The 16,061-nt window shown below is 70.7% G+C and carries 13 protein-coding genes and 3 pseudogenes; 8 read left to right on the forward strand and 8 right to left on the reverse strand.

What is annotated here, in order from left to right; translation table 11 throughout:
- The first annotated feature begins 13 nt into the window (after positions 1 to 13).
- Positions 14 to 1,153: a glycoside hydrolase family 76 protein gene (locus BN971_RS19970; RefSeq protein WP_085179469.1), complete on the forward strand. Its 1,140-nt coding sequence runs from the start codon at positions 14 to 16 to the stop codon at positions 1,151 to 1,153.
- On the forward strand, positions 1,150 to 3,099 hold the full coding sequence (locus BN971_RS19975; RefSeq protein WP_085179468.1) for an acetoacetate--CoA ligase: 1,950 nt from the start codon (positions 1,150 to 1,152) through the stop codon (positions 3,097 to 3,099). Before BN971_RS19970 ends, BN971_RS19975 begins: the two co-directional genes overlap by 4 nt.
- Here the strand turns inward: BN971_RS19975 and BN971_RS19980 are convergent.
- Positions 3,058 to 3,747, reverse strand: coding sequence for a DedA family protein (locus tag BN971_RS19980; protein ID WP_085179467.1), 690 nt, complete (start codon positions 3,745 to 3,747; stop codon positions 3,058 to 3,060). The two genes, BN971_RS19975 and BN971_RS19980, sit on opposite strands and share 42 nt — an antisense overlap.
- Positions 3,748 to 3,831: 84 nt before the next feature.
- On the opposite strand from BN971_RS19980, the gene fbaA reads away from it, so the two are divergent.
- Complete coding sequence (gene fbaA, locus BN971_RS19985) at positions 3,832 to 4,866, forward strand: class II fructose-bisphosphate aldolase (RefSeq protein WP_085179466.1); 1,035 nt, start codon at positions 3,832 to 3,834, stop codon at positions 4,864 to 4,866.
- Positions 4,867 to 4,974: 108 nt separating this feature from the next.
- On the opposite strand, the gene BN971_RS19990 is transcribed toward fbaA, so the two are convergent.
- Positions 4,975 to 5,769 (reverse strand): Rv0361 family membrane protein, encoded by a 795-nt coding sequence (locus tag BN971_RS19990; RefSeq protein ID WP_085179465.1) that lies wholly within the window; start codon positions 5,767 to 5,769, stop codon positions 4,975 to 4,977.
- A gap of 89 nt (positions 5,770 to 5,858) precedes the next feature.
- On the opposite strand from BN971_RS19990, the gene BN971_RS19995 reads away from it, so the two are divergent.
- Positions 5,859 to 6,281: a DUF3151 domain-containing protein gene (locus tag BN971_RS19995; protein WP_085179464.1), complete on the forward strand. Its 423-nt coding sequence runs from the start codon at positions 5,859 to 5,861 to the stop codon at positions 6,279 to 6,281.
- A 10-nt stretch (positions 6,282 to 6,291) separates the two neighbouring features.
- On the opposite strand, the gene BN971_RS20000 is transcribed toward BN971_RS19995, so the two are convergent.
- Complete coding sequence (locus BN971_RS20000; RefSeq protein WP_090350512.1) at positions 6,292 to 7,188, reverse strand: cation diffusion facilitator family transporter; 897 nt, start codon at positions 7,186 to 7,188, stop codon at positions 6,292 to 6,294.
- Between the two features lie 40 nt (positions 7,189 to 7,228).
- Positions 7,229 to 8,002, reverse strand: a complete 774-nt coding sequence (locus BN971_RS20005; protein WP_085179462.1) for a site-2 protease family protein — start codon at positions 8,000 to 8,002, stop codon at positions 7,229 to 7,231.
- A 159-nt stretch (positions 8,003 to 8,161) separates the two neighbouring features.
- Here BN971_RS20005 and BN971_RS20010 point away from each other — a divergent pair.
- From BN971_RS20010 to BN971_RS20025, 4 genes and pseudogenes are all read left to right on the forward strand, one after another.
- Positions 8,162 to 9,988: pseudogene (locus tag BN971_RS20010) on the forward strand (protein kinase family protein); the annotation flags it as partial.
- Positions 9,989 to 10,078: 90 nt separating this feature from the next.
- Entirely contained in the window at positions 10,079 to 10,684 is a 606-nt protein-coding gene (gene sigM / locus BN971_RS20015) for an RNA polymerase sigma factor SigM (RefSeq protein WP_085179809.1), read from the forward strand.
- Positions 10,614 to 11,885: an adenylosuccinate synthase gene (locus tag BN971_RS20020; protein WP_428978070.1), complete on the forward strand. Its 1,272-nt coding sequence runs from the start codon at positions 10,614 to 10,616 to the stop codon at positions 11,883 to 11,885. Before sigM ends, BN971_RS20020 begins: the two co-directional genes overlap by 71 nt.
- Positions 11,882 to 12,526 (forward strand): PaaI family thioesterase, encoded by a 645-nt coding sequence (locus tag BN971_RS20025; protein ID WP_085179459.1) that lies wholly within the window; start codon positions 11,882 to 11,884, stop codon positions 12,524 to 12,526. Before BN971_RS20020 ends, BN971_RS20025 begins: the two co-directional genes overlap by 4 nt.
- A gap of 168 nt (positions 12,527 to 12,694) precedes the next feature.
- On the opposite strand, the pseudogene BN971_RS20030 reads toward BN971_RS20025, so the two are convergent.
- From BN971_RS20030 to rsmG, 4 genes and pseudogenes are all read right to left on the reverse strand, one after another.
- A pseudogene (locus tag BN971_RS20030) lies at positions 12,695 to 13,066 on the reverse strand (acetyltransferase); the annotation flags it as partial.
- Between the two features lie 266 nt (positions 13,067 to 13,332).
- The gene (locus tag BN971_RS20035) at positions 13,333 to 14,316 is read right to left on the reverse strand and encodes a ParB/RepB/Spo0J family partition protein (protein ID WP_085179803.1); all 984 of its coding nucleotides are present in this window, start codon (positions 14,314 to 14,316) and stop codon (positions 13,333 to 13,335) included.
- Positions 14,313 to 15,337 (reverse strand): annotated as a pseudogene (locus tag BN971_RS20040) (ParA family protein). Before BN971_RS20040 ends, BN971_RS20035 begins: the two are co-directional and overlap by 4 nt.
- Positions 15,334 to 16,059 (reverse strand): 16S rRNA (guanine(527)-N(7))-methyltransferase RsmG, encoded by a 726-nt coding sequence (rsmG, locus tag BN971_RS20045; protein WP_085179801.1) that lies wholly within the window; start codon positions 16,057 to 16,059, stop codon positions 15,334 to 15,336. Before rsmG ends, BN971_RS20040 begins: the two are co-directional and overlap by 4 nt.
- Between the last annotated feature and the right edge of the window lie 2 nt (positions 16,060 to 16,061).

Here is a 16,061-nt window from a genome sequence, read left to right on the forward strand (position 1 = left end):
AGGATTGGCGGCTATGGATCAGCTCTGGGTCAACCGGGCGGCCAGCTCCGAAGCGGCCGTCACGCAACGCCACCTCAAACGGGTCTGGGCGATGCCGGGAACCCAGCTGGGCGTGGTCGGCTGGCCGCCGACGCGGCGCGACCGGATGTTCGGGAGCTGGCACTACTGGTGGCAGGCGCACCTGCTGGACTGCCTGGTTGACGCGGAGCTGCGCGACCCGCAGCCGCAACGGCGCACCCGGATCAACCGTCAGGTCCGCGGTCACCGGCTGCGCAACAACTTCCGGTGGACCAACAACTACTACGACGACATGGCGTGGCTGGCGCTCGCGCTGGAACGCGCGGCGCGCATCGCCGGCGTCGAGCGCCGCCGAGCCCTGCCCAAGCTCGCCGACCAGTTCGTCAAGGCCTGGGTGCCCGAGGACGGCGGCGGGATCCCGTGGCGCAAGGAGGACCAGTTCTTCAACGCCCCCGCCAACGGCCCGGCCGGGATCTTCCTGGCCCGCTATCCCGCCGGCGGCGAACGCCTCAAGCGCGCCGAGCAGATGGGCGACTGGATCGACCGCACGCTGATCGACCCGGAAACCCACTTGGTGTTCGACGGCATCAAGGCCGGTTCGCTGGTCCGCGTGCAGTACACCTACTGCCAGGGTGTGGTGCTCGGGCTGGAGACCGAGCTGGCCGCCCGCACCGGCGCCGAGGCCAGGCAGCGGCACTCGGCGCGGGTGCACCGCCTGGTCGCGGCCGTCAAGGAACAGATGGCGCCGTCGGGGGTGCTGCAGGGCGCCGGCGGCGGCGACGGCGGGCTGTTCGCCGGCATCACGGCGCGCTACCTCGCGCTGGTCGCCACCGCCCTGCCGGGCGACTCCGCCGACGACGCCGTGGCCCGCGACACCGCCCGCCAGATCGTGCTGTCGTCGGCGAGGTCGGCGTGGGACTACCGGCAGACCGTGGACGGGCTGCCGCTGTTCGGCGCCTTCTGGGACCGCGACGCCGAGCTGCCGCCGCAGAAGGCCGGGGCCGGCCAGGGGGCGCAGTTCGTCGAGGGCGCGGTCGACGCGTCCGAGATCGCCGAACGCGACCTGTCGGTGCAGCTTTCGGGCTGGATGCTGATGGAGGCCGCCTGTAACGTCACCGCCGTGACGGAGAAATGAGCGAACCCGGCGGCTGGATCCCCGACGACGCCACCATCGCCCAGGCCAATCTCACCAGGTTCATGGCCTGGCTGGCCGAGACCGGGCGCGGTCAGTACGCCAATTACCAAGAGCTGTGGCGCAAGTCGGTCGACGACATCGAGTGGTTCTGGGACGCCGTCTGGAAGTACTTCGACATCCGGGCGAGCAGCCAGCCCCGCGCGGTGCTGGGCGACAAATCCATGCCCGGCGCCCAGTGGTTCCCCGGCGCCACGCTGAACTACGCCACCGAGGTGTTCCGGCACGCCACCGACGAGCGGCCCGCGCTGGTCGTCGTCGGCGAGGACGGTGCCTGCGAGTGGTCGTGGGCGCGGCTGCGGCGCGAGACCGCGGCGTTCGCGGCCTACCTGCGCGGACTCGGCGTCCGGCCCGGGGACTCCGTGGTCGGCTACCTGCCCAACATCGGGGAGGCCGCCGTCGCCGCCCTGGCCGCGGCCAGCGTCGGCGCCACCTGGGCGGTCTGCAACCAGGACGTGTCCGTCGACGGCGTGATCGCCAGGCTGGGCCAGGTCGAGCCCGCCGTGCTGGTGGCCAGCGACGGATCGGTCTACGCCGGCAAGCGCATCGACCGGCGCGCCGAGCTCTCGGAGATCCGGCGCGCGATGCCCACGCTGCGCGCCACCGTCGTGGTCCCCCGGCTGGGCCTGGACCCCGTCGAGCACACCGTGCCGTGGGCGACGGCGGTCGCGTCGGACGCCGACCTGGAGATCACGCCCGTCAAGTTCGCCCACCCGCTGTGGGTGATGTTCTCGTCGGGGACCACCGGCAAGCCCAAGGGCATCGTGCACGGCCACGGCGGCGTGGTGCTCGAGCACCTGAAATACCTTGGGCTGCAACTGGATCTGCATCCGGGCGAACGCTTCCTGTGGTACTCGTCCACCAGCTGGATGATGTGGAACCTGCTGCTGTCCGGGCTCCTGGTCGGCGCGACGATCGTGCTCTACGACGGCAGCCCGACCTATCCGGTGACCGACGGGCTCTTCCGGGTGGCCGCCGAATCCGGTGTCGACGTGCTGGGCGCGGGCGCCGGTTACCTGCTGGCCTGCGCCAAGGAGGGACTCAAGCCGGGCGAGTCCTACCCGCTGGACGGGGTGCGCGCGGTGGGGTCCACCGGTTCGCCGCTGCCGGCGTCGGGATTCCGCTGGGTGCAGGAGGGCCTCGGTCGGCCGGTTCCCGTCGTCTCGATGAGCGGCGGCACCGACGTGTGTACGGCCTTCATCGGTGGCTGCCCGCTCCTGCCTGTGGTCGCCGGCGAGCTGAACTGTCTTTGCCTCGGCGCGGCCATCGAGGCGTGGGTCGGTGAGGGCCAACCCGTCATCGGCGAAGAGGGCGAGCTCGTGGTGACCAAGCCGATGCCGTCGATGCCGGTGTTCTTCTGGAACGACGACGACGGCAGCCGCTACCGCGCCGCCTACTTCGACAAGTACCCCGGGGTGTGGTGCCACGGCGACTGGATCACCATCACCGACCGGGGATCGGTTGTGGTGCATGGCCGTTCGGACGCGACCCTGAACCGGCTGGGCGTCCGGATGGGCAGCGCGGAGATCTACACCGCGGTGGAGCGCATGCCCGAGGTGCACGACTGCCTGGTGGTCGGTGTCGAGCAGGACGACGGCGGCTACTGGATGCCGCTGTTCGTGCACCTGGCCGACGGCGTGGCCCTCGACGACGAGCTGCGGTCGCGGATCGCCGGTGAGATCCGCCGGCACGCCTCGCCGCGGCACGTGCCCGACGACATCCTGGCCGTGCCCGGCATGCCCAGGACGCTGACCGGCAAGCGGCTGGAGATCCCGGTCAAGCGCATCCTGCTGGGCGCGGCTCCGGATCAGGCCGCGCAGCTGAGCTCGGTCGACCGGCCCGAGCTGCTAGACGCTTTCGTTGCGTACCGCAGGAGTCGGGTGTCCTGAGTCGCCGCGGCGCCGACCCCGATACCCGCGCCAGGCCGCGATGAACGCCGGCAGCAGCGACACGAACAGGATCGCCAGGATGATCTTCTCCAGGTTCTGGTGCACGAACGGCACGTTGCCCAGGAAGTAGCCCGCCAGCGTCGCCCCGCCGCCCCAGGCGATCCCGCCGACGATGTCGAACCCGAGGAAAACCGGGTAGCGCATGTAGGACACGCCCGCCACCACCGGGACGAACGTCCGCACGAACGGCGCGAAGCGCCCCAGGATGACCGCCCATGGCCCGTACTTCTCGAAGAACGCGTGCGACTCGGTCACGTAGTGCTGTTTGAAGAACCGGGAGTCTTCCTTCTTGAACAGCGCCGGCCCGATCCGGCGGCCGATGAAATACCCGGTCTGATCGCCCAGGATCGCGACCAGCGCGACGCTGGGCGCCAGCACCCAGATGCTGGCCGGCGGGTCCGGGTGCGCGGCCAGCAGCCCGCCGGTGAACAACAACGACTCCCCGGGCAGCAGCGGGAACAGCAGCCCGGTCTCGATGAAGACGATGACCAGGATTCCCGGCAGCACCGCCGACCCGAAGACGCCGTTGGCGCCCAACCAGTACATCGGGTCGAGGATGTCGGGCAGGGCCGTCACGGCGATGCTCATGATCACTCAACATACCGGCGCGACCGGCGCACACCGCGCCATCTTGCGATACTTGATCGATCCGCGCCGCCCAGGAGGAGCCACATGCCCATCGCCACGCCCGAGGTCTACGCCGAGATGCTGGGACGCGCCAAGGCCGGCGAGTACGCCTTCCCGGCCATCAACTGCACGTCGTCGGAGACCGTCAACGCCGCCATCAAGGGTTTCGCCGACGCGGGCAGCGACGGGATCATCCAGTTCTCCACCGGCGGCGCCGAGTTCGCCTCCGGCCTGGGCGTCAAGGACATGGTGGCCGGGGCGGTCGCGCTGGCCGAGTTCACCCACTCGATCGCCGCCCGCTACCCGGTCAACGTCGCGCTGCACACCGACCACTGCCCCAAGGACAAGCTGGACACCTACGTGATTCCCTTGCTGGCCATCTCGGCCGAGCGGGTGGCGGCCGGGGGCGACCCGCTGTTCGGGTCGCACATGTGGGACGGCTCGGCGGTGCCGATCGACGAAAACCTCGTGATCGCGCGGGAACTGCTCAAGGACGCCGCGGCCGCCAAGATCATCCTCGAGATCGAGATCGGCGTGGTCGGCGGCGAGGAGGACGGCGTGGCCCACGAGATCAACGACAAGCTCTACACCACGCCCGAGGACTTCGAGAAGACCATCGACGCCCTGGGCGCCGGCGAGCACGGCAAGTACCTGCTGGCGGCGACGTTCGGCAACGTCCACGGCGTCTACAAGCCCGGCAACGTCAAGCTGCGCCCCGACATCCTGGCCCAGGGGCAGCAGGTGGCCGCGGCCAAGCTCGGCCTGCCCGGTGACGCCAAACCCTTCGACTTCGTGTTCCACGGCGGCTCGGGTTCGCTCAAGTCGGAGATCGAGGAGGCGCTCCGCTACGGCGTGGTGAAGATGAACGTCGACACCGACACCCAGTACGCGTTCACCCGCCCGATCGCCGGCCACATGTTCAGCAACTACGACGGCGTGCTGAAGGTCGACGGCGAGGTGGGCGTCAAAAAGGTGTACGACCCGCGCAGCTACCTCAAGAAGGCCGAGGCGTCGATGAGCGAGCGCGTCGTCGAGGCCTGCAACGACCTGCGCTGCGCCGGAAAGTCCTTGGGCGCCTAGGGCGTTCGGCTTGCCGCCCCCCTCGAACGTGAAGCTGGCTTCACGCCCGGCGCCCAGCGTGAAACCAGCTTCACGTTCGGCCACCTGAACAAGCTGGGGCCCGAGCGCTCAGCCGCTGGGCGACTGGCAGATCTTCCACTGGTCGTCGCGGTACTGCAGGTCCAGGCTGCGGGTGGAGCGGACCTGCGGGTCGAACGCCATGAAGGCGGTGACGTTGGCCTCGGCGTGCTGGCCGTTGACCACCACCTGGTCGATGCTGGCGATCACCGGGTATTGCCTGGCGGCCGAGACCCGGCGGTAGGTTTCGTCCCAGCCGTGCTCGTCGTAATCGACGTAGCCGTCGGCGGCGGAGCCGCACGTCAGGCCGCGCAGCGCGGTCAGGTCGCCGCGCTGGATCGCGATGTCGTACTGCTCGATCGTGTGCTTGACCAGGTCTTCCTGGGAGGCCTTCGGGTGTTTGCCGCGCATCAACAGGACGGTGCCCAGGATCGCGATCGCCGCCAGCGCCAGCACGACCACCACGATGGCCAGCACCCAGCCCCAGTTGAACTGCCGGGAGGTCTGCAGCTTCGTCCCGAGCCGCGGCGGAATGGACTGCGGCACAGCCGGTTTCGCTTGCGCACCGATCTGCGCCGTGGCGTCGGAGCCCGGCGGCGACGCGAAGACCTCCGTGGCGGGTTCCGAGGTGGTGGCGATCACCGCGGTTTCCTTCGAGTCGAATCCCGGTGCGGTGAAGCGCCGTTCGCGCTGCCGGTCGTCGGGCTGACCTTCGGGGGCGTCGGCGCCCCTGATCACGACGGTCTCGGTCTCGGTGTCTCGGGGTATCAGCGGATAACCCTCGGCTGCCTGATCCCCGGGGTCGCCAGGCTCTGCGCCGCGTTCTGGCTCGGGTGTTTTTGGCATGAATGGAGCTTAGCGACCCGGCGCCCCCGGTGGGGTGCTGGTCGAGGTGCGCCGGCCCGGCGAACTGGCGCGGCTGCACAATAGGAGCCATGACGCCGATGGGTGACCTCCTGGGACCTGATCCGATCCTGCTGCCGGGCGATACCGACGCCGAGGCGGAGCTGCTCGCCGGCGAGAGTCCCGGCATCGTCGCCGCCGCGCATCCGTCGGCCTCGGTGGCCTGGGCGGCGCTGGCCGAGGCGGCCTTGGCTTCCGATGCGCAGGACGCGGCGGTCACCGCCTACGCCTACGCCCGCACCGGCTACCACCGCGGCCTGGACCGGCTGCGGCGAAACGGCTGGAAGGGTTTTGGCCCCGTGCCCTATTCGCATGAACCCAACCGCGGCTTCCTGCGCTGCGTGGCCGCGCTCGCGCGGGCCGCGGAGACCATCGGCGAGACCGACGAATACCTGCGCTGCGTGGACCTGCTCGACGACTGCGACCCCGAGGCCCGCGGGGCGCTCGGCCTGTGACGCACGCGCGCTAGAAGGTTTCCGTGCAGCCGGCCGTGCCGGGACCCTCGATCTGCACCGTCGCGTGATCCAGGCCGCGGGCCGAGAGCACGGCCCGCGCGTCGTGCAGCACGCGCGCGGAGTCGCCGGCGCTCATCAGGTGCGCGGTGCACATATCCTTACCGGGCGAGAGCGTCCACACGTGCAGGTCGTGCACCTCGGTCACGCCGTCGACCGCGCCCAGCGCACCGCGCAGCTCCTCCACGTCGATGTGGGTGGGCGACGATTCGGAGAGGATGCGCAGCGCTTCGCGGGCCAGCGCGATGGCCCGGGGCAGCACCCACAGCGCGACCAGGACCGCGACCACCACGTCGGCGTAGGGCCAGCGCGTCGTGACCGTGACGATGCCGGCGATCAGTACGCCGAGGCTGCCGACGCTGTCGGCGACCACCTCCATGTAGGCGCCCTTGACGGCCAGGCTCTGCTGCGAATGGGACCGCAACAGCAGCGCGACGACGAGGTTGGCGAGCAGCCCGGCCAGCGCGACCACGATCATCGGCACACCGGGGATCGACGGGGTCTCTTTGAGCCGCTGGACCGCCTCCCACAGGATGAACAGGGCCACCCCCATCAGCAGCCCCGCGTTGGCGACCGCGGTGAAGACCTCGGCCCGATGCCAGCCGTAGGTCCGCGCGGGCGACGAGCTGCCGCGGCGGGCCAGGGTCACGGCGGCCAGCCCCATGAACACCGCGACGACGTCGGTCAGCATGTGCCCGGCGTCGGCCAGCAGCGCGATCGAGTTGATCAACAGCGACGTCGTCAGCTCGATGACGAAGAATGCCGCCAGGATGCCGGCGGCGGCTACCATCCGGTGAATCATGCGGGGCGGGCCGGTTTCGGCGGGGGGGTGATTGTGGCCGGCGCCCATGCCGAGCAATATATGCGGATTAGCGCATATATTGCAACCGCTAGATCCAGCGGCCCCAGAACCGGGTCAGCGAGTCGCCCCAGCCGACCAGGATGCGCGGCACGCCGGAGAAATCGAACAGCCAGAGCACCAGCCCGAAGAACCACTGGCTGGCCGCCAGCAGCAGGAAGAGCAGGAGGAAGAAGCCCCACCGCTTGGCCGGGGCGACGGCGCGCTGTGTCTCCGGGCTCAGATGCGGTTCCAGGGCGTCGTATCCGTCGAGGCCCGGGACCGGCAGGAGGTTGAGCACCACGGCGGTCAGCTGGAGGAAGCCCAGGAACGCCACCCCGGACCAGAACACGGCGTGCGCGGGGTCGTAGAACAGCCGGATGCAGGCCAGCAGCGACACCGCCAGCACCAGGTTGGCCGCCGGGCCCGCCAGGCTGACCAGGGTGCGGCGTGCCGGCGTCATGAACCACGTCCGCACGTAGACCGCGGCGCCGGGCAGGCCGATTCCGCCCAGCGCGACGATCACCACCGGCAGCAGCAGCGAGAGCCCGGGATGGCTGTACCGGCGCGGGTCGAGGGTCAAATAGCCGCGCACCGCCACGTCGTGGTCGCCGAATCGCCACGCGGTGACGGCGTGCCCGAACTCGTGCAGGCACAGCGACACCAGCCAGCCCGCGATCACGAAGACGAACACCCCGGCATAGGACAGCGGCCGCACGCTCGCGCCCGCCAGCCAGGCCAGCACCCCGCCGATCGCCGTCGATCCGACCAGGGCCAGGAAGATGGGGCTGGGTCGCACAGCTTCGCGGCGGGCGGGAAAGTTCACCGGTCGACGCTATCCGACCGCCAGCCAGCCCTCGACGTTGCGGTAGATCGTCGAGCGTCGCGCCGCGCGCGGCGCGCGCACGCCGTCGCGCACGACGGCGACGCGGCACCGGGGCTTGACAAAGCGGCGGTAGCGGCTGGATCGTCTCCCAGCGACCGGTTCACGTACCCTGAGCACAGGAATTCGTCCCCGCCCGAGGCAGACGCGGTCCAGCAGCCGATCCGGCGGAGCACGTCGGAAGGGTCCCTGGAAACGCCTCCCGAGCGGGCCGCCGGCGCCCGACTAGCGAAAGGACCGGAGGTGACCGACCGCCCCATCGACAGCCCCGCGTCCGGCCCGGTGTCGGGTGCCGAGCGGCGACGACCGGTTGCCGACGACTTCCAGCCCGACATCCCGGCCGGCCGGCCCGAAACCCCCGCCAGCCGGCCGTTCGACCAGCTCAACGGCGATCTTCCGGCCGATGCGGGCCGCGGCGGTCCGGGCCCGATTCCGTCGGCCGCCAATTCCACGGACGAACCGCACCTGGTTCCGGGCGCGCGCATCGCCGGCGGCCGGTACCGGCTGCTGGTCTTCCATGGCGGCGCGCCGCCGCTGCAGTTCTGGCAGGCGCTGGACACCGCCCTGGACCGGCAGGTGGCGCTGACCTTCGTCGACCCCGACGGCACGCTCCCCCACGACGTGCAACAGGACATCCTGTCGCGCACGCTGCGGCTCAGCCGGATCGACAAGCCCGGGGTGGCCCGCGTCCTCGACGTCGTGCAGACCGGGTCCGGCGGCCTGGTGGTTTCCGAGTGGATCCGCGGCGGCTCGCTGCAGGAGGTCGCCGAAACCTCCCCGTCGCCCATCGGGGCCGTCCGGGCGATGCAGTCGCTGGCGGCCGCCGCCGACGCGGCCCACCGCGCCGGCGTGGCCCTGTCGATCGACCACCCGAACCGGGTGCGGGTCAGCATCGAAGGCGACGTGGTGCTGGCCTACCCGGCGACCATGCCCGACGCCAACCCGCAAAGCGACATCCGCGGGATCGGCGCTTCGCTCTACGCCTTGCTGGTCAACCGGTGGCCGCTGCCGGAATCCGGGGTCCGCAGCGGGCTGGCGCCCGCGGACCGGGACGCCGCCGGCAACCCCGTCGAACCCATGGTCATCGACAGTGCCATCCCCTTCCAGGTCTCCGCGGTGGCCGTGCGGGCGGTCCAGGAGGACGGCGGAATACGCAGCGCGTCAACGCTTTTGAACCTGCTGCAACAGGCGACCGCGGTGGCGGACCGCACCGAGGTGCTGGGCCCCATCGACGACTCGGCGCCGCCGCCGTCGTCGCAGGCACCCGGCCGCGACGAAGCGATGTACGCCCGGCGCCGGCGCAACCTGCTGATCGGGGTCGGCGTCGGCCTGGCCGTCATCCTGGTGGCCCTGCTGGTGCTGGCGTCGGTGGTGAGCAAGATCTTCGGCAACCTCGGCGGCGGCCTGAACAAGGACGAGCTCGGCCTCAACGGGCCCTCGTCGTCGACGTCGTCGTCGTCGAGTTCGGCCGCGGCGGGCGCCGTGGTCAAACCCACGAAGGCGACGGTCTACTCCCCCGACGGTGATGCCGACAACCCGGGCCAGGCGGCGCAGGCGATCGACGGCGATCCCTCGACCTCGTGGTCGAGCGAGATCTACACAGACGCCGTCCCGTTCCCCAGCTTCAAGCAGGGCGAGGGGCTGATGCTGCAGCTGCCGAGCCCCACCGTCGTCGGCCAGGTGACCATCGACACCCCGAGCACGGGCACCAAGGTGGAGATTCGATCGGCCTCCAGCCCGAGCCCGTCGACGCTGAACGACACCACCGTGCTGGCCCCGGCCTTCCCGCTCAAGCCCGGCCACAACATCATTCCGGTCCGCTCCGGCTCGCCCACATCGAACCTTCTGGTGTGGATCTCCACGCTCGGGACGACCAACGGCAAGAGCCAGGCCTCCATTTCCGAGATCACGGTCCAGGCCGCGTCCTAGTCCGGACGGTGCCGGCCCGCATCGCCGGCCGCTCACAGACCCGCCCGCCGGTGAAGTGCCGCCCACACCCCGATTGGTTACGGTCCGGCGGTGGGTTTCGGGGGTCACGTCCAACGGCAACGCAGCGACGCCGAGCTGCTCGCGGCCCACGTCGCCGGGGACCGGCACGCGTTCGGCGAGCTGTTCCGCCGACACCAGCGGCAGCTGCATCGGCTGGCAAGGCTCACCACCCGCACCGCCGAGGACGCCGAAGACGCGCTGCAGGACGCGATGCTCTCCGCCCACCGCGGCGCCGGGGCGTTCCGGCACGACGCCGCGGTGGGCAGCTGGCTGCACCGCATCGTGGTCAACGCCTGCCTGGACCGGCTGCGGCGCGCCAAGGCCCACCCGACCGCACCGCTCGAGGACGTCTACCCGGTGGCCGACCGGACATCGGAAGTCGACACCGCGATCACGGTGCACCGCGCCCTGATGCGGCTGCCCGTCGAGCAGCGCGCCGCGGTGGTGGCCGTCGACATGCAGGGCTACTCGGTCGCCGACACCGCCGCGCTGCTGGGCGTCGCCGAGGGCACGGTCAAGAGCCGCTGCGCCCGCGCCCGGGTGCGGCTGGCCGGGCTGCTCGGCTATCTCGACGCCGGTGGCCGGGGCTCCGTGGCCGACGGCCGGTGCGTATCGGACACTGGGGCGGATGGGTGACAACGACGACGGCAACGCCGGCCACACCGTCGTCCTGCCCAGCGGCGAACATTTCGCGTTGCACCTGATCCCGTCCGGGGTGCTGACGCCCGGCGTCACCAACGTGATCGGCAACGGCGTGGTGGTGGACCCCGGCGTGCTCCTCGACGAGCTCGCGGGCCTCGAACACCGCGGCGTGGACACCTCCAGGCTGCTGATCTCGGCCGACGCCCACCTGCTGATGCCCTACCACGTGGCGATCGACAAGGTCACCGAGCGCTACATGGGCAGCAAGAAGATCGGCACCACGGGCCGCGGCATCGGGCCGTGCTACCAGGACAAGATCGCCCGGATGGGGATCCGGGTCGCCGACGTGCTCGACCCCGAGCAGCTGACCCACAAGATCGAGGCCGCGCTGGAACTCAAGAACCAGATCCTGGTCAAGGTCTACAACCGCAAGGCGCTGGACCCCTACCAGGTGGTCGAGGCGCTGCTGGCGCAGGCCAAGGGGTTCTCCCACCGCATCGCCGACACCCGGCTGCTGCTCAACGCCGCGCTCGAGGACGGCGAAACGGTGTTGCTGGAGGGCTCGCAGGGCACGCTGCTCGACGTCGACCACGGCACGTATCCCTATGTCACGTCCTCGAATCCGACCGCCGGCGGGGCGTGCGTGGGCTCGGGGATCGGCCCCACCCGCATCACCGCCGTGCTCGGCATCCTCAAGGCCTACACCACCCGGGTGGGCTCCGGCCCGTTCCCGACCGAACTTTTCGACGAGAGCGGCGAGTACCTGTCCAAGACCGGCGGCGAGTTCGGCGTCACCACCGGCCGGCGCCGCCGCTGCGGCTGGTTCGACGCCGTCATCGCCCGCTACGCCACCCGCGTCAACGGCATCACCGATTACTTCCTGACCAAGCTCGACGTGCTGTCCAGCCTGGAAACGGTGCCGGTGTGCGTCGGCTACGCGGTGGACGGCAAACGCACGCACGACATGCCGATGACCCAGAGCGACCTGCACCGCGCCGAGCCGATCTACGAGGAGCTGCCCGGCTGGTGGGAGGACATCTCGGACGCGCGGGAATTCGACGACCTGCCCGCCAAGGCCCGCGACTACGTCCTGCGGCTGGAAGAGCTTGCCGGAGCGCATATTTCGTGCATCGGCGTGGGTCCTGGGCGTGATCAGACCATCGTGCGCCGCGACGTCCTGGCGGCTCGCCCGTGACCGATCACGAGGCCGATCCCAAAGAACTCGACCCCGACTATGAGCACCACGGCGGATTCCCCGAATACGGCCCGGCCAGCCCGGGACCCGGGTTCGGCCGCTTCGTGGCGGCCATGCGCCGGTTGCAGGACCTCGCCGTGTCGGCCGACCCCGGGGACGCCGTCTGGGACGAAGCCGCCGACCGCGTCGCGGCCCTGGTCGAGCTGCTCGGCCCGTTCGAGGCCGACGAGGGCAAGGCGCCGGCGGGCCGGTCGCCCGACCTGCCGGGCATGGGCAGCCTGCTGCTGCCGCCGTGGACGCTGACCCGGTACGCGCCGGACGGGGTGGAGATGACCGGTCATTTCAGCCGGTTCCACGTCGGCGGCAATCACGCCGTGCACGGCGGCGTGTTGCCGCTGCTGTTCGACCACATGTTCGGGATGATTTCGCACGCCGCGGGCCGGCCGATCAGCCGGACCGCGTTCCTGCACGTCGACTACCGCAAAGTCACCCCGATCGACGCCCCGCTGGCGGTGCGCGGCCGGGTCACCGGCACCGAGGGGCGCAAGGCCTTCGTCGCCGCCGAACTCGTCGACGGTGACGACGCGGTGCTGGCCGAGGGCCATGGCCTGATGGTGCGGCTGCTTCCCGGCCAGCCGTAGCGGCGCGCAACCGACCTATCCTGGTGCGGTGACTGACGGCCAGATCGAAGGACAGCACCAGCCCGCCGGCGACAAGACGAGGCCGGTGTATGACGCCGGGTGCTGGCTGCGCGTCAGGTATGAGGCTCCCCCGCCGTGACCGCAGCTGACCTCGAGCACCTTCTTGCCCTCGGGCAGATCCTGGGCGGCCGGCCCCGGCTCGATCCCCATCGATGTCAGCAGCACCGCGTCCGGCGACACCGGCGCGGTGGGAAAGCGCTGCGCGCGCGGGACCGCCCCGGGCGGGGCGTAGAGGACGTATCCCAGGCAGGTTGGTTCGGCCTGGCTGCGTTCGTCGGGTATCGCGGTCGCGACCTGACCGCACGACCCCCACTCCAGCATCACCATCGACAGCCACGCCTCTTTTTCGAACTCGGGGTCGGCGAGGTGGCCGTGGTTGCCGAGGGTGGCGGGATCGACCTCCCAGAAGACGCAGCGGCGCGCATGCTTGGGAAGCTGCTCGAAGGCCTCGAGCCGCAGCGGCATGATTCGAGCGGACACTAGCCTCCTGGCCTCTGTGCGGTACTGCGGCCGACTGCACCAGCAACCCCTCCAGGATAGGAGAGTTCGCGCGGTTCGGCCCAACTTTCGCGGGGCCGGCCCGCGCCCGGCGCCAAACGCCGGCGGCCGGGCGGTCGCGGGTGGCTGGACGCCCGAAATGGCTTGGGGTGCATCGGCTTTCCGTGGAGTTTCGGTGTCCGCAGCAAGCCGCGGGCGCCCTTGAACGACGTCGTCGTCACAGTGACGTAATTAAACGGTGTCCTGCATCAGGCCTTTGCGTCGGTCATCGCGTCGACGATCCGTTGCAGATCGTCGACCGAGCCGAACTCCACCACGATCTTGCCCTTGCGCTTGCCGAGGCTGACCGTCACCCGGGTGTCGAAGGCGTTGGACAGTCGCTCGGCGACGTCCTGCAGACCCGGCATCTGAATGGGCTTGCGGCGCGGGGGTGCCGGCGTGGCCGCGTCGCCCCGGTTGGCCAGCGTGACCGCCTCCTCGGTGGCCCGCACGGACAAGCCCTCGGCGACGATCCGGCTGGCCAGTTCCTCCTGCGCCTCCGGGCCGGCCTCCAGCGAGAGCAGCGCACGGGCATGGCCGGCCGACAGGACGCCCGCGGCCACCCGGCGCTGCACCGGGATCGGCAGCTTCAGCAGGCGGATCATGTTGCTGATCAGCGGCCGGGAGCGGCCGATGCGGGACGCCAGTTCGTCGTGGGTGACGCCGAACTCGTCGAGCAGCTGCTGGTAGGCCGCCGCCTCCTCCAACGGATTGAGCTGCACCCGATGGATGTTCTCCAGCAGGGCGTCCCGCAGCAGGTTGTCGTCACCGGTCTCACGAACGATGGCCGGGATGGTCGCCAGCCCCGCCTCCTGGGCCGCCCGCCACCGCCGCTCCCCCATCACGATCTGGTAGCGCGCGCCGCCCGGGGATCCGGTGACCGCCCGCACCACGATCGGCTGCAGCAGGCCGAACTCGCGGATGGAGTGGACGAGTTCCGACAGCGCCTCTTCGTCGAACACCTGCCGCGGCTGACGCGGGTTGCGCTCGATGTCGGTGGGCGGGATCTCGCGATACACCGCACCCATGGCGGCGGGAGCCTGCGCGGCACCGCCGATCAGAACGTCCGCGGCGGCGTCTCCCATCCGCGGGCCCAGCGTCGCCGGGCCCGAGTCGCCTTCGGCCGGACCGGTCGGAATGAGCGAAGCCAGGCCCCGGCCGAGGCCGCCCTTCTTGCGTAACGGCTGCGTCATCGTCGTCCCTTCAGGAATGGTGATCGGCGCGCTCGGCGAGCTCGCGGCTCGCGTCGAGATAACTCATCGCCCCGCGTGAGCCGGGGTCGTAGTCGATGATCGTCATGCTGTAGCCCGGGGCCTCCGAAACCTTGACGCTGCGCGGGATCACCGTGCGCAGCACCTTGGCACCGAAGTAGCGGCGCACCTCTTCGGCCACCTGATCGGCGAGCTTGGTCCGCCCGTCGTACATGGTCAGGATCACGGTGCTGACTTCCAGCCGCGGGTTCAGGTGGGCCTTCACCATCTCGATGTTGCGCATCAACTGGGACACGCCCTCGAGCGCGTAGTACTCGCATTGGATCGGGATCATGACCTCGGGCGCGGCGACGAGCGCGTTGATCGTCAGCAGGCCGAGCGACGGCGGGCAGTCGATGAACACGTAGTCGAAGTCGAGGGCGTCGAGGTCGGCCAGGGCGGTCCGTAGCCGGTTCTCCCGCGCCACCATGCTGACCAACTCGATCTCGGCGCCGGCCAGGTCGATCGTCGCCGGCACGCAGAACAGCCGCTGGCTGTGCGGGCTCTGGCGTATCGCGTCCTTCAGCGGGACCTCGCCGATCAGCACCTCGTACGACGACGGAGTCCCGGATTGGCGGTCCGCGATGCCCAGGGCGGTGCTCGCGTTGCCCTGGGGATCCAGGTCGACGACCAGGGTCTTGAGGCCCTGGACGGCGAGGGCGGCGGCGAGGTTAACCGCGGTGGTCGTCTTGCCGACCCCGCCCTTCTGGTTGGCGACGGTGAAGACCCGCCGCCGGCCCGGGCGGCGCAGCGGTTCGTAGGTGGTGTGGATGACCCTCATCGCGCGCTCGGCGGCGGCGCCGATCGGGGTGTCGAATTCGTCCGGTGTTTCACGTGAAACATCCGCGGTCGCCCCGGGCTGGGCGGGGGCCGGCGGCGCGGCGGCCTCCTGCGCGACGGACGTGCCCGACGGCGGGTGGTGGCCCTGCGGCTCCGCCTCGCCACGGTCCTGTGGCGAACTCATCGTGCCCTGCCCTTCCCCACCGCCGCGCCGCGCTTCGGCGCCGCGCGGTAGGCCAAAACGACCGTTGCGGGGGGCCGCAAATAGTCCGCGCCACATGTCACTACCCTGACATCAACCGCGCCGGCCGCAGCCATCACACGCCGATGTTCTCCGACTTCGCCGGTCGCCCGTTCACCCTTGATCGCGATCATCCGCCCGCCCGGCCGTAGCAACGGCATACTCCACTTCGTCAGCTTGTCCAACGAGGCCACCGCTCGCGACACCGCCACGTCGGCGTCACCAAGCCGCTCCCGCACCGACTTTTCCTCGGCCCGGCCGCGCACCACCTCGACGGCTAACCCTAGTTGCCCGAGGACCTCGGTGAGAAATTCGCTGCGCCGCAGCATGGGTTCGAGCAGCACGACGTCGAGATCCGGGCGCGCGATCGCCAGCGGTATGCCGGGCAGCCCCGCCCCGCTGCCGATGTCGACCACCCGCTCCCCCGGTTCGAGGAGTTCGGCGACGGCGGCGCTGTTGAGGAGGTGGCGGTCCCAGAGGCGCTCGACCTCGCGTGGCCCGATCAGGCCGCGCGCCACGCCCGCGTCCGCGAGCGCGTCCGCGTATCTGCGGGCGACGTCGAGGCGGTCCCCGAACGCCCTGGACGCCGCCTCGGGCGCCGGCCCCGCGACCACGCTGCCCGGCGGGGCCTGGCCGACCGGCTCGACATGTTTCACGTGAAACATCC

Origin of the sequence: Mycobacterium bohemicum DSM 44277 (assembly GCF_001053185.1) — a bacterium.
Taxonomy (GTDB): domain Bacteria; phylum Actinomycetota; class Actinomycetes; order Mycobacteriales; family Mycobacteriaceae; genus Mycobacterium; species Mycobacterium bohemicum.

Coding starts and splice junctions, on each gene's coding strand:
- BN971_RS19970 (WP_085179469.1), top strand. CDS start 14: ATGGATCAGCTCTGGGTCAACCGGGCGGCCAGCTCCGAAGCGGCCGTC.
- BN971_RS19975 (WP_085179468.1), top strand. CDS start 1,150: ATGAGCGAACCCGGCGGCTGGATCCCCGACGACGCCACCATCGCCCAG.
- BN971_RS19980 (WP_085179467.1), bottom strand. CDS start 3,747: ATGAGCATCGCCGTGACGGCCCTGCCCGACATCCTCGACCCGATGTAC.
- fbaA (WP_085179466.1), top strand. CDS start 3,832: ATGCCCATCGCCACGCCCGAGGTCTACGCCGAGATGCTGGGACGCGCC.
- BN971_RS19990 (WP_085179465.1), bottom strand. CDS start 5,769: ATGCCAAAAACACCCGAGCCAGAACGCGGCGCAGAGCCTGGCGACCCC.
- BN971_RS19995 (WP_085179464.1), top strand. CDS start 5,859: ATGACGCCGATGGGTGACCTCCTGGGACCTGATCCGATCCTGCTGCCG.
- BN971_RS20000 (WP_090350512.1), bottom strand. CDS start 7,188: ATGGGCGCCGGCCACAATCACCCCCCCGCCGAAACCGGCCCGCCCCGC.
- BN971_RS20035 (WP_085179803.1), bottom strand. CDS start 14,316: ATGACGCAGCCGTTACGCAAGAAGGGCGGCCTCGGCCGGGGCCTGGCT.
- rsmG (WP_085179801.1), bottom strand. CDS start 16,059: ATGTTTCACGTGAAACATGTCGAGCCGGTCGGCCAGGCCCCGCCGGGC.